21 protein-coding genes and 2 pseudogenes are annotated in these 22,948 nt (G+C 67.0%); 10 read left to right on the top strand and 13 right to left on the bottom strand.

All coding sequences use genetic code 11. The features are described 5' to 3' along the window. Positions 1-29 precede the first annotated feature (29 nt). Positions 30-458, top strand: a complete 429-nt coding sequence (locus tag DFR50_RS22250) for a nuclear transport factor 2 family protein (protein WP_113891466.1) — start codon at positions 30-32, stop codon at positions 456-458. 186 nt (positions 459-644) lie between these two features. Next, positions 645-824, top strand: a complete 180-nt coding sequence (locus DFR50_RS22245) for a hypothetical protein (protein ID WP_113891465.1) — start codon at positions 645-647, stop codon at positions 822-824. Positions 825-855: 31 nt separating this feature from the next. Here DFR50_RS22245 and DFR50_RS22240 read toward each other — a convergent pair whose 3' ends face one another. The 11 genes and pseudogenes from DFR50_RS22240 to DFR50_RS22190 all read right to left on the bottom strand — a co-directional run bounded on the left by DFR50_RS22240 (position 856) and on the right by DFR50_RS22190 (position 13,403). Further along, on the bottom strand, positions 856-1,566 hold the full coding sequence (locus tag DFR50_RS22240; RefSeq protein ID WP_113891464.1) for a L,D-transpeptidase family protein: 711 nt from the start codon (positions 1,564-1,566) through the stop codon (positions 856-858). 532 nt (positions 1,567-2,098) lie between these two features. Continuing rightward, complete coding sequence (locus DFR50_RS22235) at positions 2,099-2,389, bottom strand: GIY-YIG nuclease family protein (RefSeq protein ID WP_113891463.1); 291 nt, start codon at positions 2,387-2,389, stop codon at positions 2,099-2,101. A gap of 765 nt (positions 2,390-3,154) precedes the next feature. Further along, positions 3,155-4,171 (bottom strand): hypothetical protein, encoded by a 1,017-nt coding sequence (locus DFR50_RS31580; RefSeq protein ID WP_147262852.1) that lies wholly within the window; start codon positions 4,169-4,171, stop codon positions 3,155-3,157. A gap of 131 nt (positions 4,172-4,302) precedes the next feature. Further along, a pseudogene (locus DFR50_RS33150) lies at positions 4,303-4,547 on the bottom strand (GIY-YIG nuclease family protein). 150 nt (positions 4,548-4,697) lie between these two features. Beyond that, a complete protein-coding gene (locus DFR50_RS22220) occupies positions 4,698-4,919 on the bottom strand; it encodes a type II toxin-antitoxin system HicB family antitoxin (protein WP_113891462.1) in 222 nt (73 codons plus the stop codon). Positions 4,920-4,923: 4 nt separating this feature from the next. Continuing rightward, positions 4,924-5,118, bottom strand: coding sequence for a type II toxin-antitoxin system HicA family toxin (locus DFR50_RS22215; protein ID WP_113891461.1), 195 nt, complete (start codon positions 5,116-5,118; stop codon positions 4,924-4,926). Between the two features lie 8 nt (positions 5,119-5,126). Further along, positions 5,127-5,339 (bottom strand): annotated as a pseudogene (locus tag DFR50_RS33655) (hypothetical protein); the annotation flags it as partial. 168 nt (positions 5,340-5,507) lie between these two features. Next, positions 5,508-6,161 (bottom strand): ImmA/IrrE family metallo-endopeptidase, encoded by a 654-nt coding sequence (locus DFR50_RS33650; protein WP_113891459.1) that lies wholly within the window; start codon positions 6,159-6,161, stop codon positions 5,508-5,510. Between the two features lie 7 nt (positions 6,162-6,168). Continuing rightward, the gene (locus tag DFR50_RS22200) at positions 6,169-11,037 is read right to left on the bottom strand and encodes an LAGLIDADG family homing endonuclease (protein WP_113891458.1); all 4,869 of its coding nucleotides are present in this window, start codon (positions 11,035-11,037) and stop codon (positions 6,169-6,171) included. Between the two features lie 473 nt (positions 11,038-11,510). Then, on the bottom strand, positions 11,511-12,812 hold the full coding sequence (locus DFR50_RS22195; protein WP_113891457.1) for a glycosyltransferase: 1,302 nt from the start codon (positions 12,810-12,812) through the stop codon (positions 11,511-11,513). Positions 12,813-12,815: 3 nt separating this feature from the next. After that, positions 12,816-13,403, bottom strand: coding sequence for a TetR/AcrR family transcriptional regulator (locus tag DFR50_RS22190; protein WP_170153338.1), 588 nt, complete (start codon positions 13,401-13,403; stop codon positions 12,816-12,818). 186 nt (positions 13,404-13,589) lie between these two features. Between DFR50_RS22190 and DFR50_RS22185 the strand changes: the two genes are divergently transcribed. Together DFR50_RS22185 and DFR50_RS22180 are read left to right on the top strand one after the other, a co-directional pair. Continuing rightward, positions 13,590-13,997: an NADH:ubiquinone oxidoreductase subunit NDUFA12 gene (locus DFR50_RS22185; RefSeq protein WP_113891512.1), complete on the top strand. Its 408-nt coding sequence runs from the start codon at positions 13,590-13,592 to the stop codon at positions 13,995-13,997. Positions 13,998-14,037: 40 nt separating this feature from the next. Continuing rightward, entirely contained in the window at positions 14,038-14,721 is a 684-nt protein-coding gene (locus DFR50_RS22180; protein ID WP_113891455.1) for a DUF2155 domain-containing protein, read from the top strand. A gap of 254 nt (positions 14,722-14,975) precedes the next feature. Here the strand turns inward: DFR50_RS22180 and DFR50_RS22175 are convergent, their stop codons facing one another. Continuing rightward, complete coding sequence (locus DFR50_RS22175; protein ID WP_113891454.1) at positions 14,976-15,221, bottom strand: hypothetical protein; 246 nt, start codon at positions 15,219-15,221, stop codon at positions 14,976-14,978. A gap of 280 nt (positions 15,222-15,501) precedes the next feature. Between DFR50_RS22175 and DFR50_RS22170 the strand changes: the two genes are divergently transcribed. The 6 genes from DFR50_RS22170 to DFR50_RS22145 all read left to right on the top strand — a co-directional run bounded on the left by DFR50_RS22170 (position 15,502) and on the right by DFR50_RS22145 (position 20,640). Next, the gene (locus DFR50_RS22170) at positions 15,502-16,107 is read left to right on the top strand and encodes a LysE family translocator (RefSeq protein WP_113891511.1); all 606 of its coding nucleotides are present in this window, start codon (positions 15,502-15,504) and stop codon (positions 16,105-16,107) included. A 141-nt stretch (positions 16,108-16,248) separates the two neighbouring features. After that, the gene (locus DFR50_RS22165) at positions 16,249-16,974 is read left to right on the top strand and encodes a TlyA family RNA methyltransferase (protein WP_113891453.1); all 726 of its coding nucleotides are present in this window, start codon (positions 16,249-16,251) and stop codon (positions 16,972-16,974) included. After that, the gene (locus tag DFR50_RS22160; RefSeq protein WP_113891452.1) at positions 16,967-18,229 is read left to right on the top strand and encodes a class I SAM-dependent RNA methyltransferase; all 1,263 of its coding nucleotides are present in this window, start codon (positions 16,967-16,969) and stop codon (positions 18,227-18,229) included. The genes DFR50_RS22165 and DFR50_RS22160 overlap by 8 nt, the downstream gene beginning before the upstream one ends. A gap of 124 nt (positions 18,230-18,353) precedes the next feature. Next, entirely contained in the window at positions 18,354-18,626 is a 273-nt protein-coding gene (locus DFR50_RS22155) for a BrnT family toxin (RefSeq protein WP_113891451.1), read from the top strand. Continuing rightward, positions 18,586-18,873, top strand: coding sequence for a BrnA antitoxin family protein (locus DFR50_RS22150; protein ID WP_113891450.1), 288 nt, complete (start codon positions 18,586-18,588; stop codon positions 18,871-18,873). Before DFR50_RS22155 ends, DFR50_RS22150 begins: the two co-directional genes overlap by 41 nt. A 354-nt stretch (positions 18,874-19,227) precedes the next feature. Next, positions 19,228-20,640 (top strand): FAD-binding oxidoreductase, encoded by a 1,413-nt coding sequence (locus DFR50_RS22145; RefSeq protein WP_113891449.1) that lies wholly within the window; start codon positions 19,228-19,230, stop codon positions 20,638-20,640. Between the two features lie 211 nt (positions 20,641-20,851). On the opposite strand, the gene rpsA is transcribed toward DFR50_RS22145, so the two are convergent. Beyond that, positions 20,852-22,594, bottom strand: coding sequence for a 30S ribosomal protein S1 (gene rpsA / locus DFR50_RS22140; protein ID WP_113891448.1), 1,743 nt, complete (start codon positions 22,592-22,594; stop codon positions 20,852-20,854). Positions 22,595-22,948: the final 354 nt, after the last annotated feature.

Below are 22,948 nucleotides of genomic sequence, written 5' to 3'. Positions count from 1 at the left end.
CGTAATTGCCACCGCATGGAGATTCTGGAATGCCTGATAACAAATATGCCGCCTATGCAGGGGCGGAACCCTATTTCGCGCTGGTCAGAAAGGCGCTGGGCGATCTCGTCGATGGCGAACACTTCTTCGATATCGTCGCCGACGATATCGGCTACGAGGTCCGCTACGACCTCGGCTGGCCTCGTATGATCTGGGGACGCACACCTCTCATGGAGAGCTTCAGGGGATATGTCGGCAGCATCAGGCTCCGGTCAGCAGACAGTCTGATTGTCAACCGAGCGGATAACGGTCGCGTCGTCGTCATCGAATACGACGTCCACGGGACGATTCTCGCGACAAAGGCAAATTACGAAAACCGGTTTTGCTCGATTATCGAGCTTGAAAACCGGAAGATCGCGCACTGGAGAGACTATATGGACTCTCACGCGGCCTGGACTGCCTTGACGAACAGCGATTAGCCGGCCATGCGGCGTCTCGATAAGATCTCAGAGACCTGGCAGTCGCGCTCGCCGCGTTCGCGCTCGCGCGCCGTCACCCTGAGTTCACCGTCATTCTAATTCGCACCCGAACTCTTGAACCGGATCGCCGGAGGCGCCAAGTCTGTTGCGCGCCGGCCTCGTCTCCGCTGGTCATGGAAAACGCACATGCGGATCCCGATGATTGTCGCGGCTGTGGCGCTCGCGCTCGCCGGCTGCAACGCCAATCAGGGGGTCGACATCTCCCCGGGGACATCCTCTCAGGTCTTCGCCGGTCACTACGTGGAAACCAATCCTTACGACCCCACCAGCTACGCCCAGAACAACACCGGGCGGGGCAGCCACTAGGCGAGTCCCCGGCGACTTTTTCAACGGCCTGCTAGGCCGGCAGGATGATCACCTTCGTCTTGACGGGCGTTCGGGGATAGAGGTCGAGCATATCCTGACTGAGGAGGCCGGTGCAGCCGCTGGTGACGCCGGTCCCGATCGAGTCGGGATCGCTGGTGCTGTAGATCGTGCACAGCGTGTACTTGCCGTCTTGATAAAGGTAGAGCGTCCGGGCGCCGAGCGGATTGTCGAGACCTCCCGGCATGCCGCGGGCGTATTTGCCCGCCTCGGGCTGGCGTTGGATCATCTCCTTGGGCGGCGTCCAGACGGGCCACTCGGCCTTGCGCCCGACATAAGCGTCGCCGCTCCATTTGAACTCCGGCCGGGTGACATTGGCCCCGTAGCGGGTCGCCTTTCCTTCGCCTTCTATCCGATAGAGATAGTAATTGCTGGGATCGATGATGATCGTGCCGGGCGCTTCAAGGCTGTCATAGTCCACGATCTTTCGAAAATACTTGGGATCGATCTTGCTGACGTCGACCGCCGGGATCGGGAATTTCTCGTCGGGGACCGGCCCGTAGTCCTTCGCCGCCTCGGCGCGGAGCATGTCGTCCGTTGACGCGCAGCCCGAGAGCGCCAGCGCGCCGAGACCGGCGGCGGAGCCGAACAGAAACCAACGCCGGTCGAGACGCGCCGACCGAAGGTCGGGCGGGGCTCCCGCGTTCCTCGCGCCCACATCGATACGTCCACGGTTCGTGATCATGATCTCGGCGTTCCGATGTCCTTTGCTCGACTCGGGAAGAGTCCGGCGTACCAGCGGTATCTATTGCCGTCGCGCGGCTCGATTGGCAAGCCGAGGCGTTTTGTCGAACACGGGCGCGTTGGGCGTCGCCGAGGCGCGGGCCGACGACCCGCCCGCCGGCAAGGTCGCCGGTTTCGCTCGGGCGGCGCCGGCGACCGGCGACGAGCCGGCAGCCGGCCCTCGCTGCCGCCGGCCGGAGGGGGAATGGGGATGTCCGGACGTGTCGCCGTGACCTCGGCGTATCACCGTAACCCCCGTAACCCCGTCATGGCCGGGCTTGTCCCGGCCATCCACGCGGTTCCGCGTCGAGGAGCTTGGTCTGGGTGGCGCCTTCCGGGCTGGAATGCCTAGCGCGCCGGTTCGGCTGCCTTCAGGGCCAATCCGCCGGCGTCGGCGCAGCGGCACGGCGTGGATGGCCGGGACAAGCCCGGCCATGACGAGGGGGTCAAGGGCGAAGCCCGCCGGAGTCGGCGCGCTGTCAGCGCGTTGACGTCTACTGGTTCAGGGTCTCGAACAAGTCGACCCAACCTGGATTGTAATTCACAATCAGCTGCGCCTTCCAGGCGCGCGGCCAATGCTTCATGTTCGACTCCCGCTGGATGGCGTCGGTGATGCGCTCGTAGAACTCCATATAGACGAGGCGCTTCAGGCCGTAGCGCTTGGTGAATCCTTCCACCAACCCCTCGCGATGCTCATAGGCGCGACGGCCGATGTTCGACGTCACGCCGGTATAGAGCGTGCCGTTCGGCCGGTTGGTCATGATATAGACCCAGCCCCCGCGCATCGGCTTGCCCGCGCCCTCCTCACTTCAACATTACACTGTCATGGCCGGGCTTGTCCCGGCCATCCACGCGGTTCCGCGTCGAGGATCTTGGTCTGGTGGCGCCTCCCGGGCTGAATGCGTAGCGCTCCGGTTCGACTGCGTTCAGGGCCAATCCGCCGGCGCCGGCGCAGCGCCACGGCGTGGATGGCCGGGACAAGCCCGGCCATGACGAGCGGGGTCGAGGGGCGAAGCCCGCGGGAGCCGGCGCGCTTTGGCCGATGTTCGACGTCACGCCGGTATAGAGCGTGCCGTTCGGCCGGTTGGTCATGATGTAGACCCAACTCCCGCGCATCGGCTTGCCCGCGCCCTCCTCGCTTCCGTATTACACCGTCATGGCCGGGCTTGTCCCGGCCATCCACGCGGTTCCGCGTCGAGGACCTCAGTCTGGGTGGCGCCTTCTGGGCTGAATGTGTAGCGCGCCGGCTCGACTGCCTTCAGGGCCAATCGGTTAGTGTCGGAGTAGCGTCACGGCGTGGATGGCCGGGACAAGCCCGGCCATGACGAGGAGGTCAAGGGGCGAAGCCCGCCGGAGTCGGCGCTTCCAGCGCGCCCTTGACAGGGCTGAAGGCTCGGAAAACAAGGTTCGGCAAGAGGTCGACGGCTTGGTCTGCCGAATGGGGCGCTGCTGACGCGACTCGACTTGCGGTCAAGTCGGCATCCAGCCGCAATTGGTGGTTGAAGTGACTGTCACCGTAATCCCGGCCACCGCAATCCGCCACCGTAATCCTAGATCGGACGACGTGGCGGTGGCACAGGTGGTGGCGGCAGTTGACGGGTCACTTGGATGGATCCGGTTGGAGCACCAACCTGGCCCTGACTGGCCGTGATGTCGAATGAGCCCGTGAACAACCGCGTCACGGTCGGCGTCAGCGGGGAGTAACAGTGCCCCGAACCTGAGCCACCGGCGCCAACATTGGAAACTGGCACAGTAATCGGCAATAATGGCCTGACGGAAACGTTTCGAGGCGAGTCGCCCGGAGTGAAGCCAAAAACCACATCCGGAGAGGTCGATCTTACGTAAGCCTGTACTGTGACCGCCTGCCCCGAATTCACCGGAGAATCGACCATAGGAACGAATATATTCGTCGACGCCTGACAAATCTGGCACTTGAGGTTCGCGTCGGCGCCTCTTGCTCCGTTTGGATGCGAGACCTGTGCGGTAATGGTGGCCTGCTCGGAAGCGGCCGTTGGTTTGACAAAGATACTGAAACTAGCCAGTGATTGCTTTTGGCTATTCACTAAAAAGTCAGAAACCGTAAAAACATCCGGAATACAAATAACATCCGGAGGAGAACTCAAATTCACCTGAATACCGTTAGCGGCGGGCACATCCAACCAAACTGTGCCCACGTCTGTCGAGGTTTGCCCGGACCAGAAGACAGGGGTGGTCAGGTACACTTCCACCTTTGGTTGGTATAAATAGGTGAAAGAGCCACCCGTTACAGGGGTCTGTCCACTTTCTCCACTGAGCGTGATTTCCATCTCGTAAGTGTTTGTAGGGTCAAGACCGTTAAAGATATCCAGCACCGGAGGGATCTGTATATATATCTCACTGTCATTAATATACCACCACCAAAGCTGCTCTTGAAGCAACCAACTGCTGCCGTAGCCTGGAAGATAAAATGACAAAGAACTGACCGAACTAAAACCCGTGCCTGAGAGTGTCGCATAAGGACCTGGACCAACCGCACCGCCAGTTGGGAAAACATTCGGAACAATGTTTGTGATCGTGATCGGGGCCATGGCAGCCTCCTTGCCGACATTCGCCAGACGACCTCCAGCGGAGCATTTGTCGCACGTAACTTGATCGCTTGCCGTGACCCGGATCACACTGCCCGCTACTCGCGCACTCCTGGCATGAATGCGAGTGCATTTTATTCCTTTTTGCAGCGGCGATGGTGATGTTTCGAGAACGGGAAATGCGGACGTGTCACCGAATTGCTGGTGATGGGCTCGTAGAACTCCATATAGACGAGGCGCTTCAGGCCGTAGCGCTTGGTGAAGCCTTCCACCAACCCCTCGCGATGCTCATAGGCGCGACGCCGATGTTCGACGTCACGCCGGTATAGAGCGTGCCGTTCGGCCGGTTGGTCATGATGTAATCCCACCCCCCGCGCATCGGCTTGCCCGCGCCCTCCTCGCTTCAGCATGACACCGTCATGGCCGGGCTTGTCCTAGCCTTTCATCCGCGCCTCCGCCCGCTTGTCGGTTTGCGATGACGGATACGAATTCCCTGTCTTAATCTGTCGCCCCGCGTTTCCCCGTTCCCTCAAGCGGCCCTTACCTCCACTTCCACATACTCCGCCCAGCTCGAAGGCGGCGGGATCGGCGATCCGTCCTCCCGCATGCCTTCGAGGTGGAACTCAATCGCCTCACGGATTTCGGCCTTCACCTCTTCCAGGGTATCGCCGACCGACACGCAACCCGGCAAATCCGGGACATAAGCCGAGTAGTTCCGCTCGCCCTTCTCGATCACGACGGCGTAACGCATGGAGTCACTCCTCGAGGCCGGCCTGACGCAGGATGCTCTTCAGTGTGCCCGGTTGCAAATCGGCGCTGAGCTTGCCGGGTACGGTGACCCGGCCTTTCTTGGTCTTGTGCCTGAACTGGCGATGGCTGCCCCTTGTCGCCACGAGGGCCCATCCGTCGTCTTCAAGGCGACGGATGATGTCCTTGACCGTCGTCGGCATGCGTCACGTCACGAGCACCCCGTCGTGCTCCCGCACGTATCGCACTTCAAACACGTCCCATTGCGCACCATGGTAAAATTCCCGCATTCCGGGCAAGCCTCGCCGACGTAGCCCTTCATCCGCGCTTCCGCGCGCTTGCCGGCGACGGTTTCGCGGGCCGGGGCGAAGTCGATCCCGCCGAGCGTCAGCGGCGCGGGCTCGCACCGCAATCCCCGTAGTCCAAGATGGGCGGCTTTTTCATTTTTTCTTGGTGGCTTTATGTTTCGCTTGTGCAAGATCGGATGCAGCCACAGATTTAACGATCTTTGTTGTCGACTTACTTTTCAGAAGTTTGCTCGCTTTGGAAGCGTCCTGCTTTGACGTAGTCATCTTGATTCACTCCTTAAATGCTAACATGAAGTTGTTTGACCGCACGTATCACATATCAAGCTCCTCCCATTCCGCACCAAAGTAAAATTTCCACATCGCTCACAACTTTCGCCGACATAGCCGAACCCGGGCCCCAACCGTCGGAGCGCCACAATCTTTTCGACACCACAGTAGATCGCAATAGCCGTTGGCGTTAGATACCTCTCAATCGCCACATCTGATACTAGAAAATAGTCAGCGAATGTATTCGCTTGCCACTCTCCTGACTCTTCCTTCATCCAAGCGGAACGCTTGAGGTTCTCAGTAAAAGGTTGCGCGTAATGGTCGTGCAACAATACGTGACCCAGCTCGTGCGCCAGTATGAATCTCGCCTTTGGCTCCCCAATACATGCCTCGGACCAAACTTCATGATCGCAATACAGAATGGTTGGATTGTGCTCTACGTACGCAAATGGTTGGCATCGCCCTTGGTTGTAAAACCTAACTCTCAATTCATGGTATTGGCGAGTATCATACGATCTTATCCAGCTATTTTGCGTAAGAACCTTAATACATTGTGTAATATTAAAATTATCCTTAGCGATATTTCCGCAAATCTTATTACGCCAAGCATCAGCTGACGCTTTAATTTCATCCTCGTAACGTCGACGACGTACCTTGTGATCGCTAACCATTTTGACCTCAAGAACATCCAGTAGTGCTGCCGCATGTGTCACATTTCAGGCAAGTTCCATTTCTAACCATAGTGAAGTTTCCACATTCCGGGCAAGCTTCTCCGACATAGCCCTTCATTCGTGCTTCTTCACGACTCTTCTTGATTGAGGAGTGAGCACTCGACTCAGGTGGAGAAAATTCAAGGCGCAACGCGTCACCAGTTGAAGTCTTGCCAATCTCGATCGCTGACTGTTCTTGCTCGGCGAGGTCGCCCTTCAGCGCCGTCGCGCCCTGGAGGACGTAGGCCCCTGCCCCGCCGGCCGCCCGCACCGTGGGGGCTTCGCCGCCAGTCTGACCACGCACCAGCATCAGCTTGTCGCCCGGCCGGCCGCGGACGAGCCCATTCGAGATCACCGCCGCCGCGCCGGGGCCGGCCGTGGGCCCCTTGTCCTGGCCGACCCCGCCGCCGAGCACAGTATTCCCGATGTCCTCCGGGGCCACATGGGCGAGATCGTTCCGGCCGAGATACGAGATCGCCAGCTCCCGGAAAATGTAGTCGAGAATCGAGGTGGCGTTCTTGATCGCGTCGTTGCCCTGCACCAGGCCGGCCGGCTCGAAGCGGGTGAAGGTGAAGGCCTCGACGAACTCGTCCAGCGGCACGCCGTACTGCAGGCCGATCGAGATCGCGATGGCGAAGTTGTTCATCAGGCTGCGGAAGGCCGCGCCCTCCTTGTGCATGTCGATGAAGATCTCGCCCAGGCGCCCGTCCTGGTACTCGCCGGTGCGCAAATACACCTTGTGGCCGCCGACCACCGCCTTCTGGGTGTAGCCCTTGCGGCGATCGGGCAGCTTCTCCCGCTCGCGAAAGCGCTCGACGCGCTCGATCACCCGCTCGACGATCTTTTCCGCCACCTGCGCCGCGCGCGCCGGGGCGGAGGCGGCGATCAGCGTCTCGAGCGCGTCCTCCTCCTCGTCGTCGCTCTCGATCAGCTGGCTGTTCAAGGGCTGCGACAGTTTCGAGCCGTCGCGGTAGAGGGCGTTGGCCTTGAGGGCGAGGCGCCAGCTCAGCATGTAGGCGTCCTTGCAATCCTCGACGGTGGCGTCGTTGGGCATGTTGATCGTCTTCGAGATCGCGCCCGAGATGAACGGCTGCGCCGCCGCCATCATGCGGATGTGGCTCTCGACCGACAGGTAGCGTTTTCCCGTGCGGCCGCAGGGGTTGGCGCAGTCGAACACCGGGTAATGTTCCAGTTTGAGATGAGGCGCGCCCTCCAAGGTCATGGCGCCGCAGGCGAATACGTTCGCCGCCTCGATCTCCGCCTTCGAGAAGCCGAGCGCTGCGAGCAGGTCGAAGCCCGCCGCCTCGTAGCGCTCGGCCGGGATCTTCAGCGCCCCGCTCAGCACCTCGGCCCCGAGCGTCCACTTGTTGAACACGAAACGGATGTCGAACGCCCCTTTCAGCGCGCCCTCCACCTTGTCGATCGACGCCTCCGGCAGGCCTCTGGCGCGCAGCGCGGCGTGGTTGATCCCGGGCGCGTTGGCGAGCGTCGCCCGGCCGACGGCCCAGGCGATCATGTCGGCGATGCGCCGCTCGTCGTAGCCGAGCGCGCGCAAGGCGTCGGGAACGGCGCGGTTGATGATCTTGAAATAGCCGCCGCCGGCGAGCTTTTTGAACTTCACCAGCGCGAAGTCGGGCTCGATGCCGGTGGTGTCGCAGTCCATGACGAGGCCGATCGTGCCGGTCGGGGCGACCACCGACACCTGGGCGTTGCGGTAGCCGTGCGCTTGACCGAGCGTCAGCGCGGCGCTCCAGGCGGCGCGCGCCGCGTCGCCCAACGGGGCGAAGGCCGGGCCGGCCTTGACGAGCGAGGCATGGTCGAGCGGCGTCGGGGCGACCGACAGGCTCTCGTAGCCGGAAACCTCGCCATCGGCGGCGCGCTTATGGTTGCGGATCACCCGCAGCATCGCCTCGGCGTTCGGCGCGTAGCCGGGGAAGGCGCCCCTCCCGGCGGCGATTTCGGCCGAGGTCGCATAGGCGCGGCCGGTCATGACGGCGCTGAGCGCGCCGCAGATCGCCCGCCCCTCGTCCGAATCGTAGGGGATGCCGCAGGACATCAGGAGCCCGCCGATGTTGGCGTAGCCGAGGCCGAGCGTGCGGTACTCGTAGGAGAGGCGCGCGATTTCGCGCGAGGGGAACTGCGCCATCGCCACCGAGATTTCCAGCGTCAGCGTCCACAGGCGGACGGCGTGCTCGTAGGCGACGATGTCGAAGACCTTGGTCTCCGGGTTCAGGAACTGCATGAGGTTCAGCGAGGCGAGGTTGCACGCCGTGTCGTCGAGGAACATGTATTCCGAGCAATTGTGGACGATGACGCCGTTGGCGCAGAAATGATGCGTCGACGGCTCGGTCAGATCGAACACGTCCTCTTCCCCGGCCGGCTCGAACGAGGCGACGCGATCGGCGAGGCGGTCCTCGTACACGCCGACTTCGGCGTTGAGCTTCGCCAGCGCCGCGCTCTTCGGGCTCTCCGGATGGAAGCCGATCTCGCGCTCGAACACGAAGCGCGACGACCGGCTGATCCGCAGCGAATGCATCTGCTTGACCGGGTAGGACTTATGCCCGCCGGCGCCGTCCGGCAGAAGCGACACGAGAGCGCCCGGGCGACGGTTTTGGTAGAGCTTCGCCTTCACGCCGAACGACAGCAGCAGCAACTGGACCTGGCGCAGAAGCTCGAGCGAGGTCGAGTCGAGCGAGACGTACTGCGATTTCTCGCCGCTGTTGGCGACCGTTCCGTCGGCGGTGAAGACGCCGCTGAGCAGCGCCGACAGGCTTTGGCGGTCGAGGCTGTAGACCTCGTCGGTGAACCGCTTGCGGTCCGACCGTTCGTCCAGCACCGCGAACTGCTTGAAGAGGTCGACCACCGGGCGGGAGCCGAAAGCCAGCCGGGCCCCGGGGGCGCCGTCCGTGACCGAAACGCCGTCGTTGCGGCCCGGCGATCCGACCGCCTTGCGCAACAGCTTCTCCTCGGTCACCGCCCGCGCCACCGTCTCCAGAACGCCGCGCTCGTTGGCGTGCATGGTCAGAATGACGACCTCCTGCGGCCGCTCGGCGATGACGGAGCGCACGAGGCAGCCGTCGCCGACGGCCAGCCCGACCCCGAAGGCGACGTCGCGCGCCAGCGCCTTGCGGCCGAAGCCCGCGCCCTGAAGCAGGATCACGTCGTCCGGCGACAGATCCTTCGCCGCCACGCCGCCGCGGTTCTCGGTCAGCACCACATGGTCTTCGGTCAGGCGCAGGCGATAGCCGGCCTTCGTGGTGAGCCAGAACACCGGCTTGCGGCCGGTCGGGAAGATTTTCGTGACGAGATGCGGCTGCCCGTCGGCGCCGATCACCCGCCCCGACTTGCCGACGAGGGACGCGATGCGCTCCAGTCCATCCGCTGTGGCGACGAGTGTGTCCCCGGTCACGCAAGGATTTGACGCCCGGATCGGCCCCGACGCCGGGCAGGTGTGCCAGTCGTTGATGGTGGTGTGGTATTGCAGGCCCGGATCGGCCGAGGCCCAGGCGGCGTAGCCGATCTTCTCCCACAGGCTCCGCGCCTTGACGGTCTTCGTGGTCTTGCCGCTGAGGCGCGCGGTCAGGTTCCAGTCGGAATCCGCTTCCACCGCGTGCAGGAAGGCGTCGGTGACGCGCACCGAATTGTTGGAGTTCTGGCCCGAGACGGTGAGATAGGCCTCGGATTCCCAGTCGGTGTCGTAGGTGTCGAATTCGAGCCGGGTCCTGCCCTGCCGGGCCTCCTGGATGACGCGCTTGATGACGCCGTCGGGGACGTCGTTTCTGCGGGCGAGCTTCACCTCGCGCTTGAGCGCCGGGTTCTTCTCGACGTTGAAGCAGTCGTCGCCCGAGCCCTGGCAATTGACGCAGGCCTTCAGGATCGCCGCGAGATGGCGCTTGACCACCTTCGAGCCGGCGGCGAGCGCGGCGACCTTCTGCTCCTCCTTCACCTTCCAGTCGATGTAGGATTCGATGTCGGGGTGGTCGACGTCGACCACCACCATCTTGGCCGCGCGCCGCGTCGTGCCGCCCGACTTGATCGCGCCCGCCGCCCGGTCGCCGATCTTCAGGAACGACATCAGGCCCGAGGAGCGGCCGCCGCCCGACAGCTTTTCGTTCTCGCCGCGCAGGGCGGAGAAGTTGGAGCCGGTGCCCGAGCCGTACTTGAACAGGCGCGCCTCGCGCACCCACAGGTCCATGATGCCGCCCTCGTTGACGAGGTCGTCGGCGACCGACTGAATGAAACAGGCATGCGGCTGGGGATGCTCGTAGGCCGACTTCGCCTTGACCAGCTTGGCCGTTTCGAAGTCGACGTAATAGTGCCCTTGAGCGGGCCCGTCGACGCCGTAGGCCCAGTGCAGGCCGGTGTTGAACCATTGCGGGCTGTTGGGGGCCGCGATCTGGCGGGCGAGCATGGCGCGCATCTCGTCGTAATAGGCGCGCGCGTCGTCCTCGCGGTCGAACACGCCGGCCTTCCAGCCCCAATAGGCCCAGGCGCCGGCGAGCCGGTCGAACACCTGCCGGGCCGAGGTCTCGGAGCCGGCGCGCTCGGCCTTGGGCAGCGCCTCCAGCGCCTCCTCGTCGGGAACCGAGCGCCACAGGAACGACGGCACGTCCATTTCCTCCACCCGCTTCAGGCGCGCCGGCACGCCCGCCTTGCGGAAATATTTCTGGGCGAGCACGTCGGCCGCGACCTGGCTCCAGGCGGCCGGGACCTCGATGTTGTCGAGCGCGAACACCACCGAGCCGTCGGGGTTGCGGATCTCGCTCCGGGTCGCCGCAAACGCGATCGCGTCATAGGGGGAAGCGCCCGCTTCGGTGTAGTGCCGCTCGATTCTCATGTGCTCGCGCCCTCGTCTCTCTGATGAGCGATCCGCCCCCCGGCGCCCGCCCCCGCCCAATTCCGAACGCGAGGCGTTCGCCCGCGTTCCTCGACCTCCCGGGCCAATTGCGCGCCGACACGCGGACACGCGCCGAAACGGCGCCTGGCGCGCCGCCCCGATCGTCGATCCCGCTGTCACTGACGCGTTGGCCGGCGGCGTGTCGCCCCCGGCAGATGGCCCGGAAAACATTCTCACACGGGGCCGGCGCGATACGCCGAAGGCCCGTCTTCCGGAACGACTCGAACCTACGACTCTGCCCGCCCGGCGTCAATAGTTTGTGACGGCGACCGACGCTAAGCACAAGATGTTGTGGATAACAAAGGGTTCACGCAAGGCCGACGCGACCGCCCCGGGCGGCAACATCGGCCGAGTCGCGCCGCCCGCGCAAGAAGCTTTTCGCGGCCCGCTCGGGCGGCCGCCGGCGGAGGCGGCTACGCCGCGGCGGCGCGGGCGCGTCCAGCGAGGCTCTCGAGTGCGTCGACCAGCGCGTCCTCGGGTTCGGCGGCCGCGATGGCGCGGCCGAGCGCTGCGGCGGCCTGCGCATAGCAGAGGTCGGCCAGAAGCGCGGCGAGCGCCTCGCGCAGCGCTGCGGCGCCGGCGTCGGGGCTCAGCCTGATCCCCGCCCCGCGCGCTGCGACCCGGGCCGCGTTGTCGTTCTGATCGCGACCCATCGGCAGGCACAGCATCGGCCGACCGTTGGCGAGCGCCCGCATCACCGTGCCGTGGCCGCAATGGGTCACGACGACCGTGGCTTCCCGCATCACCTCGTCATGCGCCGCGGCGGCGACGAGCACGGCGTTGTCGGGCGCCCGCAGGCGGGCGTCGACGAGCGCCGGGCCGAGCGTTGCGAGAACGCGGACCGGCAGATCCGCCGCGGCGTCCAGGATCGACTGGATGACGCCCGCCTGATTCTGGAACGTCGTGCTCATCGCCACCAGCACGAGCGGACGCGTGTCGTCCGCCGGCCAGGGCGACGTCCAGCTCCGCGCCCACATCGGCTGATCCAGCAGCGGCCCGAGATAACGCAGATTCGGCGGCAGCCCGGTCGACGGGAAGTCGAAGGCGCGGCTGGTCGCGATCAGGTGGAGATCCACCTCCTGCATCTGGTCGAGCGCATGGCCGAGCGGCGCCAGGCCGACGCCCGCGCGCGTCGCGTTGAGAACCGGCAGCCGGGCGTTGACCTGATCGGCGAACCAGGCGGCGACGCCCGCCTGCTCCGCCCGCTCCGCCTCGGTCCGCGGCGGCGGAAAGCCCGGACCAGCCGGCGGCACGCCCGGGATTTCGACATACATGGGTCCGGAGCCGGCCAGGGTGGCGGCCGGAACCCCCGCGGCGCGGGCGGCCAGCAGCGGTCCCCACAAGATGTCGATCGAGACGACGGCGTCGGCCGGCGCGCGCTCGAGCTCCGCGAGGGTGTCGGCCGCATAGGCCGCCGACGGCCCGATGGTCAGCCGGTCGAGCACACGCTGCAACTCGTCGAGGCCCTGTTGCGGGGTCCAGGGCCCATCCGGAACGTCCATGAACAACGGATCGGTTTCGCGCGTGCGTCCCGCCCGGTTGACGGCGGTCCACGGCACGAAGGTCGCGCCCGCGGCCTCAATGTCGTCGCGCGCCGCTTCGTCGAGCAGAACGCGCACCCGATGGCCCCGGGCCGTCAGGCGGCGGATGGCCGTCGTCGCCGTCGGAATCGAGCCGCCGCCCTCGAACGACGCCAGCAGAAAATCATACGCCATGATTCAGCCCTCCAGGATCTTGCGCACCATGTCGGTCATCAGCGCCCGCGTCTTCTCGACTGAAAAATGAAAATCCCGACGCAAGAGCTTCCAGACATAGAGATCGAGCGCGACCACCAGCTCCGTGACCAGCGCCTCGCGCGCGACCTCGCCAGGCGGCAGGGCGTCGGCGAAGATCTCCACGACCCAGTTTCGATGAAAGGCGCGTCCGATGTCGTGCCAGACCCGCAACGCCGGATGCCGATCCTCCTGGGCGAGCAGCCGGCAGACGAGATCGCCGAGCGCCTCGTAGTCGACGAGGATCGCCTCCACCGCCGTTTCCGGCGTCGCGGGCTTCGGCGTCGCGCGGCGCAATTCGACCGCGCTTCGTTCGCGCAGCGCCAGGGCCTCGATCAGCCCCTCCTTGCCGCCGAACAGCCGGATCACCGTTTGCCGCGTCGTCCCGGCCGCCTTCGCGACCCTGTCGAGCGCGATGTCGTCCATCCATTCGTCGCGCATGGCGGCGCGGAAGGCGTCGAGGATGCGGCGGCGCAGGTCCTCGGTCGAGGCGGCGCGGGCGACCTGCCGGTAGGGGCGAAGCTTCGTCGGCATTTCAGATGACATCGTGTAATTCGTATTACCGTGCGTAGCGCAAAAGCTGACGGCGTGCAAGCGGGACTTGCAAACCGAAAGCCGGTCGGGAATCGCTGGACATCGGCCCGCCAGCCGGGCCATAAGTCCGCCAGTCCGCGCGCATGGGGTCGTGCGCGCGTCCATGCTGGCGGCTTCTCGATGGACCTGAAACTGTTTCTTCTGCGCTTCGCGACCTGGTGGAACGGCGCGACGCTCAACACCCTGCTCTACACCCGCCGTTTCGGCGAGCTCGTCGGCGAGGATCAGTTCGGCAATCGCTATTACCGCAGGCCGGGCATCGATCCGTCGCTCGGCTTCGAGCGCCGCTGGGTGATCTACAACGGCCTGTCGGAGGCCTCGATGACGCCTCCGGGCTGGAACGGCTGGCTGCATCAGACCGTCGACGTCCCGCCGAGCGCCGAAGATTACAAGCCGCATCCGTGGGAAGAGCCGCACATCGGCAACCCCACCGGCACGCCGGCCGCGATCCGGCCCAAGGGCTCGACTCTGAACCCGACGCCGCACCGCCAGTCGACCGGAGGCGACTACGAGGCCTGGAGCCCGGGCCCGTAACGCCTTCATTCCGCCGCCGTTGACCGGCAGATCGGCCCGCATGATTTCGTTGTTCGCCTCCGCCGCGCGCGTGACCGGCGCCCTGGCCTCTTTGGCGCGCCGGGCCGCGCCGGCCGTGGGCGTGGCCCTGTGCATCGCCCTGCCCGCCCGCGCCGACAAGATCGCCAACCCGATCGCGGTGTTCGACGGCCTCGACAAGATCACCGGCCGCATCATCACCTTCGAGGTCGCGCTCAACGAGACCGTGCAGTTCGGCACCCTTCAGGTGACGCCGCGAATCTGCTGGTCGCGTCCACCGACCGATCCGCCACGCACCGACGCCTTCGCCCAGGTCGACGAGGTCGACGAGCAGCACACGTTCAAGCGCATCTTTTCGGGATGGATGTTCGCCGACAGCCCCGGCCTGCACGGCGTCGAGCACCCGATCTACGACGTGTGGCTGGTCGACTGCAAGGGCGGGACAACCGTCACCAAGGAAGGGCCGCCGACGAGCGCCTCGGCGGCGGATACGGACGTTCCGGACGCCGGGACGGACGCGAACGGCAACCCCAACGCCGCCGCGCCCGCTTCGCCCCAGGTCGAGCCCGCGCCGCCGCCGAAGAAGAAACCGAAGCCGAAGGCCCCGGCCGTGGTCGCGGCGCCGCTGCCGGGAGGCGACAGCAACGCCCCGCTCGACCTCGGCGGGGCGGCGAACACGACCGGCAACGCCCGCAGCGGCCGCTGAGCGCCGCCGTCGACGCGGCAGGCGGCCGCAGACTCGCGGTGTCTCGATCCTGAAATCAGCGGGTACAACGATTTCGAGCGGTGCGCGATGCGCGGCCAACGGCCGCGTCTCCACCGATGCCGCGACATCCGCCCTGATTACCTGTCGAGCCGCTGGCGGTCGGAACAACCGCGACCGGCTCGCGTGATCCGGACGGGCCGTCGACGGACGGCGCTCGGGGACGTTCCCGCGTCGGCGGTCGAGCCCCCGGGCCGTCAGCCGGCGATCAGACCGCGCCCGCCGTTCTTGCGGCCGGCGAAGACGGCGGTCAGACCGGCGAAGATGATCAGCAGCAGCGTCCTGGCGAAGGGATTGCGCTTTGCGGCGGGGTCCGGCGCGCCGAGGCGCGTCAACAGCGCGTCGTCCACGGCGAACAGTTCGTCGCCGTCGGCCGCCGAACGCGCGGTGAAGCCGCTGTTCATCCAGGAATCGAGCGCGCCCAGCGAGTCGCGCGACCCCATCGCGCCGGCGTCGCGAGCCGGAGACGCCACGGCGGCGGTGGACAGCTCGACCGCAGCCCGGGCCGACGATGTCGCCAAAACTGCGACGGCAACAACAATCGACCCCGCAAATCGCATTCCCGCCTCCGTCGCGCAATCGTCACAGGTTATGCGAATCAATACCGCCGTCAACAGGAACTTTACGGGAGTACAGGGGCGCCCTCGGGTCGGATCGGCGGCGGCGGCCGCGCCATGGCTTTTCGAACGCCGCCGGGCGACAATGCGCTCGCAGGAGGTCGCCATGTCCCTTTCGCTGTTCGCCGCCTTCGTCGCGGCGACCGCCGCGCTGATGCTCATCCCCGGCCCCAACGTGGCCCTGATCGTCGCCAACAGCCTGCGCTTCGGCGTCCCGGGCGGGCTCGTCACCGTGCTCGGGACCAGCGCCGCCATGGTCGTGCAACTCGCCGTCGCCTCGCTCGGCGTCACGACGCTTCTGGGAACGATGGGTCACGCGTTCGAAGCGCTGCGCTGGCTCGGCGTCGGCTATCTCGTGATCCTGGGCGTGCGCGCCTGGCGCGCGCCGGCCGACGACCTGGCGCTGACCGACGCGGTCCCGGCCGGCCGGACGTTCGGCCGCGGCTTCCTCGTCTCGCTGACCAATCCCAAGACGCTCGCCTTCTACGCCGCGTTCCTGCCGCAGTTCCTCGATCCCGCGGCGCCGCCCGGACGCCAGATGGCGATCCTCGGCGCGACCTTCGTCGCGATCGCGCTGGTCGTCGACGGCGGCTGGGCGGTCCTGGCCGCCCGTGCGCGCGCCGCCCTCCTCCGCTTCGGCCGCGCGCGCAACCGGCTGACCGGCGCTGTTCTGATCGGCGCGGCGGCGGGGCTGGCGTTCGCCCGGCGATAGAGCCCGCCTTTTCGTTTGGCGTCGCGAGATTTCGGGCTATACCCGCGGCCGGACGCCGGCCCCTGCCGCCGCGCTCCCCAGGGCGTCGTCGAGGACGCCTGCGCCCGGCCGTGCCGCCGCTCCTTCGGATGATGTTTTTCCATGCGCAAGCGCGCCGATATCGTCCTGGTCGAGCGGGGCCTCTTCCCGAGCCGCGCCCGCGCGCAAGCGGCCATCGCCGCCCGCCTCGTCCGGGTCGACGGCGCGGTGCTGGAAAAGCCCTCCGACCTCGTCGGCGACCGCGCCGCGATCGAGGCGGAGGCGCCCCACCCTTGGGTTTCCCGCGGCGGGATCAAGCTCGCAGCCGGGCTCGACGCCTTCGCGTTCGATCCCGAAAACCTCGCCTGCCTCGACGTCGGCGCTTCGACCGGCGGCTTCACCGACGTTCTGGTGCAGCGCGGCGCGAGAAGCGTCGTCTCGGTCGACGTCGGCCACGGCCAGTTCGACGCGCGGCTCGCGGCCGATCCGCGCGTCCGGTCGCTCGAGGGGATCGACGCGCGCGCCCTGACCGCGGCGCTCGTGGGCGATCAGCCCGAGGCGATCGTCTGCGACGTCAGCTTCATCTCGCAAAGGCTTGTGCTGCCGCATGTTCTCGCGCTGGCGGCGCGGTCGGCCTGGCTCGTCAGCCTGATCAAGCCGCAGTTCGAGGTCGGGCCCGCCGGGATCGTCAAGGGCCGGGTGAAGAGCGAGGCGGCGCTCGCGCGCGCCTGCGACGACGTCGGGGCGGCGATCGAGGCCGAGGGCTGGCGCGTCGTCGGCCTCGTCCCCTCGCCGGTGCCGGGCGGCGCCGGGGCCAAGGAATTCCTGATCGGGGCGCGCCATGACTGAAGCGATTTCGGACGTCTCGATCGTCGCGCTCGACGCGCGCGGCGACGGCGTGACGGCGATGGGCGAGGCGGTTGCGGGCGCCCTCCCCGGCGAGCGCGTCCGGATCCGCGACGGCGGCGAACGGACGGAACTGGTCGAGGTTCTGGCGGCCTCGTCCGAACGGGCGACGCCCTTTTGCCCCTGGTACGGCCGCTGCGGCGGCTGCGCGACCCAGCACATGTCGGAGGCGCTCTATCGCGACTGGAAGCGCGGCCTCGTGGTGGACGCGCTGGCCCGGGCGCGGGTCGACGCCGAGGTCGGGCCGCTGATCGACGCGCACGGGGCCGGCCGGCGGCGGGCGACGTTCCACGCCCGCTTTCCCCACGGCGAGCCGGACGAAGTCGGCTTCATGCGCGCGCGCTCGCACGCGATCGTCGCGATCGACGGCTGCCCGCTGTTCGCGCCGGCGCTCGTCGGCGCGCTCGCCGCCGCCCGGGCGCTCGCCGGCGACCTTCGCGGCCTCGCCAAGCCCCTCGACATCGGCGTGACCGCGACGCTCGACGGCCTCGACGTCGACCTGCGCGGCTCGGGTCCGCTCGGGCTCGCCGAACAGCGCAAGCTCGCCCGGACCGCCGAGGCGCTCGATCTCGCCCGCGTTTCCAACCACGGCGCGGTCGTGATCGAGCGCCGTCAGCCGCGCGTCCAGTTCGGCGACACGCTGGCCGCGCTTCCCCCGGGCGGCTTCCTTCAGGCGACCGAGGCGGGCGAAGCGCAACTCGCGGCGATCGCCGCCGGGGCGCTCGACGGCGCCAGGGCGGCAGCGGACCTCTTCTGCGGCGCGGGCGCCTTCGCCTTGCGCCTCGCCCGGAAATGCGAGGTCCTCGCCGTCGACTCGGACGCCGCCTCGATCGCCGCGCTCGCGCGCGCCGCCTCCGGCGGGCGGGCGCTGAAACCGATCGCCGCCGAGACGCGCGACCTGTTCCGCCGGCCGCTGCGGGCCGACGAACTTGCCGCCTTCGACGGGGCGCTGTTCGATCCGCCGCGCGCCGGCGCCGAGGCCCAGGCACGGGAATTCGCGGCGAGCGGTCTGCCGCTGGTCGTCGCCGTCTCGTGCAACGCCGCGACCTTCGCCCGCGACGCCCGCATTCTGATCGACGGCGGGTTCCGCATCGGAACGGTGGCGCCGGTCGACCAGTTCCGCTTTTCCCCCCACATCGAAATCGCCGCGGTGTTCACGCGGAAAAGACAGCGGAAGCCGCGCGGCGTCCTGCGCTGAAGCATGGCGCAATCTGCGAACGACGACGAGGCGGGATGTTGGATCAGGGCGATCCGCCTCTGGGTGAGATTATTTTTCGTGATACGGTATAGACAGAACTATTTGTCGTGATACAAATAAGCCTATGACGGTCACTTGCGACCCCGCGAAGCGCGAAAGGACTCTTCAAGAGCGCGGGCTCGACTTTCTCGATGCCGAGATGGTGTTTTCCGGACGAACGCTCACGCTGATCGACGACCGGAAAGCGTATGGGGAAGTCCGGTATCAGACCTACGGCTTTGTCGGCGATCGCGTGGTGATGGTGGTCTGGACGGATCGCGCGCCCGCGCGGCACGTCATTTCGATGAGGTATTGCCATGAACGCGAAGCAGCCAAAGTCCGCGCCCGAATGGGCTGACCCCGACGACGCCCCGGAATGGACGGACGCGCAGATCGAGCGGGCCGAATACGCCGTCGGCGGCAAGGTCGTCCGCGAGGCCCAGGGCACGCTCACACGCCGCCGCGGGCGCCCGAAGCTGGCCAGCCCGAAGACACAGATTTCCGTGCGCCTCGACCCCGACGTGCTCGCCGCCCTGCGCGCGAGCGGGCCGGGATGGCAAGCACGGATGAACCAGGTCTTGCGAAAGGCCCTCGGCGTCGGATAGCGGTCTGCGCGCGACGCACGGTCCCAGTTCGCCGCCTTGGCGCCTTGCGCGGAGGGCTCACGACAAGGTAGAGCCCTCCCCAATTGGGATCGCTCCGCCTGTGACCTCGCGCACGTCGATCGCCGTTCCGACGCCGGCGTCTGAACCCTCCGCCGCGCCATCCATTGCGGCGGGCGACGGGCGGGCTATAGTCGGACGAGGTGGGACTCGCCTAAGTGGCGCTTAGCGGGAAAACATCGGTTTCAGGATGGCGGCGGGCGCCTTCGGACACGGCGTACCCCATTCGCCCCCCATCGAAATCGCAGCCGTTTTCCGCCGTGCGAAGGCGAAGCGGCGGGCGCGGAGACGGCTTGGATGAAGGTTGACCGTGAGGCCGCGCTCGACGCGCTCGCCGGCATCGTGGGCGCCGCCCACGCGCTGACCGATCCCGACCTGATCGCCGGCGCGCTGATCGAGCCGCGCGGGCTGTTCCGCGGCAAGGCGCTGGCGCTGGTGCGGCCTGGATCGACCGCGGAGGTCGCGGCCGTGCTCGCGTGGTGCGACGGGGCGGGCGTCGCGGTGACGCCGCAGGGCGGCAACACCGGCCTCGTCGGCGGCCAGACGCCCGATGAATCGGGCGACGCGATCATTCTCTCGACCCGGCGGCTGAAGGCGATCCGCGACATCGACCCGCACGCCGACGTGATGATCTGCGAGGCCGGCGTGACGCTGGCGGAAGCGCAGGCGGCGGCGCTCGACGTCGACCGGCTGTTTCCGCTGTCGCTCGCCGCCGAAGGAACCTGCACCATCGGCGGCAACGCCTCGACCAACGCCGGCGGCGTCGCGGTGATCGCCTACGGCAACGCCCGCGACCTCGTGACCGGGGTCGAGGCGGTGCTGCCCAACGGCGAAATCGTCAACGCGCTGTCGAAGCTGCGCAAGGACAACACCGGATACGACGTCAAGGGCCTGTTCGTCGGCTCGGAGGGGACGCTCGGCGTGGTCACGGCCGCGTCGCTCAGGCTCTTCCCCAACCCGCGCGCGCGGGCGACGGCGTTCGTCGGGCTGGAGAGCCCCGAGAAAGCGCTCGACCTGCTGGCGCTGGCGCGCGCGCGGCTCGGCGGCGGCGTGACCAGCTTCGAACTGATCGCGCGCTTCGCCTCCGACATCACCGTCCGGCACGGCCTCGCGCGCGCGCCGCTCGCGGGCGACCCGCCGTGGAGCGTGCTGATCGAGGCCTCGACGCAGATCCCGCAGGGCTTCGACGAGGCGTTCGCCGCCATGCTGGAGGCGGCGTTCGACGAGGGCGTGATCGACGATGCGGTGATCGCCGCCTCGCTCGACCAGCGCCACGCCTTCTGGACCTTGCGCGAGTCGATCCCGGAGGCGCAGAACCGCGAGGGCGGTTCGATCAAGCACGACGTGTCGGTCGCCGTCGGCGACGTCCCGGCCTTCATCGCCGAGGCGACGAAGGCGGTCGAAGCGTTCGAGCCGGGCGCCCGCGTCTGCGCCTTCGGCCATCTCGGCGACGGCAACATCCACTTCAACGTGTCGCAGCCCGTCGCCGCCGACAGGGACGCGTTCGTGGCGCGCTGGGACGCGATGAATGAGGTGGTGCACGCGATCGTCGCCCGGATGGGCGGCTCGTTCTCGGCCGAGCACGGGGTGGGACGGCTGAAGCGCGATCTGCTCGCGCGCGTCAAGGACCCGGGGGCGCTCGACGTGATGCGCCGGATCAAGGCGGCGCTCGACCCGAACGGGATCATGAATCCGGGCAAGGTGCTGTAACAAAAAGCCGTAACCGGCGCAGATTCCGGGGCGCCGGTGTAGGGCGGGGTCGCTGACCCCGCCGGCGCGCTCAGCGAGCGCGCCCTACAAGGGCCGCGCCCCGGAAATCCGTCCCGGTTACAAAAAAGCCGCGCCGTTGGCCGGCGCGGCGCAAGGGCCGGGCGCGCCGGGCGGGCTTCGGCGGCGCTCGCGGGAGCGCCGCCGGTCTGGCTTACTTCTTCTGCTCGCGGGCCTTGAGGGCCGCGCCGAGGATGTCGCCGAGCGAAGCGCCCGAGTCGGCCGAGCCGTACTGGGCGATCGCCTCCTTCTCCTCGGCCACTTCGAGCGCCTTGATCGAGACCGCGACCTTGCGGGCGCGGCGGTCGAACTGCACGATGCGCGCGTCGACCTTCTCGCCGACCGAGAAGCGCTCGGGGCGCTGGTCGCCGCGATCGCGGGCGAGTTCGTTGCGCTTGATGAAGGTCGTGAGGTCAGTGCCCGCGATCTTCACCTCGAGGCCGCCGTCCTTGACCTCGAGCACCTCGCAGGTGACGACGCCGCCCTTGCGCAGGTCGCCGCCCTCGGTCGCGCCGGCCGCGCCCTCTTCGCCGGTCTTGCGCGCGGCGAATGGGTCGGAAGCGAGCTGCTTGATGCCGATGGCGATGCGCTCCTTCTCGACGTCGACGTCGAGCACCTTGGCGCTGACCCGGTCGCCCTTCTTGTAGTCCTCGATCGCCTGCTCGCCCGGACGGGTCCAGTCGAGGTCGGAGAGGTGGACCATGCCGTCGACGTCGCCGTCGAGGCCGATGAACAGGCCGAACTCGGTCTTGTTCTTGACCTCGCCCTCGACCGTCGATCCGATCGGATGGCGTTCGAGGAAGCCCTCCCACGGATTCTGCAGGGTCTGCTTGAGGCCGAGCGAGATGCGGCGCTTGGCCGAATCGACCTCGAGCACCTGGACCTCGACCTCCTGGCTGGTGGAGACGATCTTGCCCGGGTGGACGTTCTTCTTGGTCCACGACATTTCCGAGACGTGGATCAGGCCCTCGATGCCCGGCTCGAGCTCGACGAACGCGCCGTAGTCGGCGATGTTGGTCACCCGGCCGCGCAGCTTCTGGTTGACGCTGTAGCGGGTCTCGATGTTCGACCACGGATCTTCCTGCAGCTGCTTCATGCCGAGGGAGATGCGGTGCGTCTCGTGGTTGATCTTGATGATCCGGACCTTGACCTGCTGGCCGATGGTCAGCACCTCGCCAGGATGGTTGACGCGCCGCCAGGCGATGTCGGTGACGTGCAAGAGGCCGTCGATGCCGCCGAGGTCGACGAACGCGCCGTAATCGGTGAGGTTCTTGACCGTGCCGTCGACCACCTGGCCCTCGGCGAGGTTGGCGACGATCTCGTGACGCTGCTCGGCGCGGCTCTCCTCGAGCACGGTGCGGCGCGACACCACGATGTTGCCGCGGCGGCGATCCATCTTCAGGATCTGGAACGGCTGCGGCACGTTCATCAGCGGCGCGACGTCGCGCACCGGGCGGATGTCGACCTGGCTGCGCGGCAGGAAGGCGACGGCGCCGTCGAGGTCGACGGTGAAGCCGCCCTTGACCTGGTTGAAGATCACGCCCTCGACCTTCTCGTTCTTCTCGAACGCCTGCTCGAGCTTGACCCAGCTCTCCTCGCGGCGCGCCTTGTCGCGCGACAGGACGGCTTCGCCGAGCGCGTTCTCGATCCGCTCGAGGTAGACCTCGACCTCGTCGCCCAATCCGGGGGCGGGATCGCGGCCGTGATTGGTGAATTCCTTGAGGGCGACGCGGCCCTCGGTCTTCAGGCCGACGTCGATGACGGCCATGTCTTTTTCGATAGCGACCACGCGGCCCTTGACGACCGAGCCTTCAAAGGCCTCGTCATCGCCATAGGTCTCACTGAGAAGCGCGGCGAAATCCTCGCGCGAGGGCGCGTGGGTCTGAGTTCGCGACATTGGGTCTCCTGATGTGCCCAAAACGGGCGGCGCCGGCGGCTTGGGTTCGAGTTGACGGTCGGACGGCCCCTCGCCGGGAAGGTCTTGCAACCCTCTCACCGCTCTTTGCAGCGGGCCGGCGCATGGGCCGGCGACAGAACGCCCGGGACGCCGCAGATGGAAAATTCATGCGGCGAGCGCCAGCCGCTACCAGAAAAGGCCCGCGGGAGCAAGGAGGAAGGGCGCGCCTGTCGCGAATTTTGACGGGCGGCGCGAATCCGGATAGGGGTAGGGAAGGCTTTCGCCTCCCCTCCCTCCGAACCGTGCGAGCGGTTCTCCCGCACACGGCTCTCCGGTTGCGGATTTCCTCATCGG

It is taken from the genome of Roseiarcus fermentans (assembly GCF_003315135.1).
Lineage (GTDB): Bacteria > Pseudomonadota > Alphaproteobacteria > Rhizobiales > Beijerinckiaceae > Roseiarcus > Roseiarcus fermentans.
Note: the sequence above shows the minus strand (reverse complement) of the source record. Positions and strands in the feature narration are given on the sequence as shown.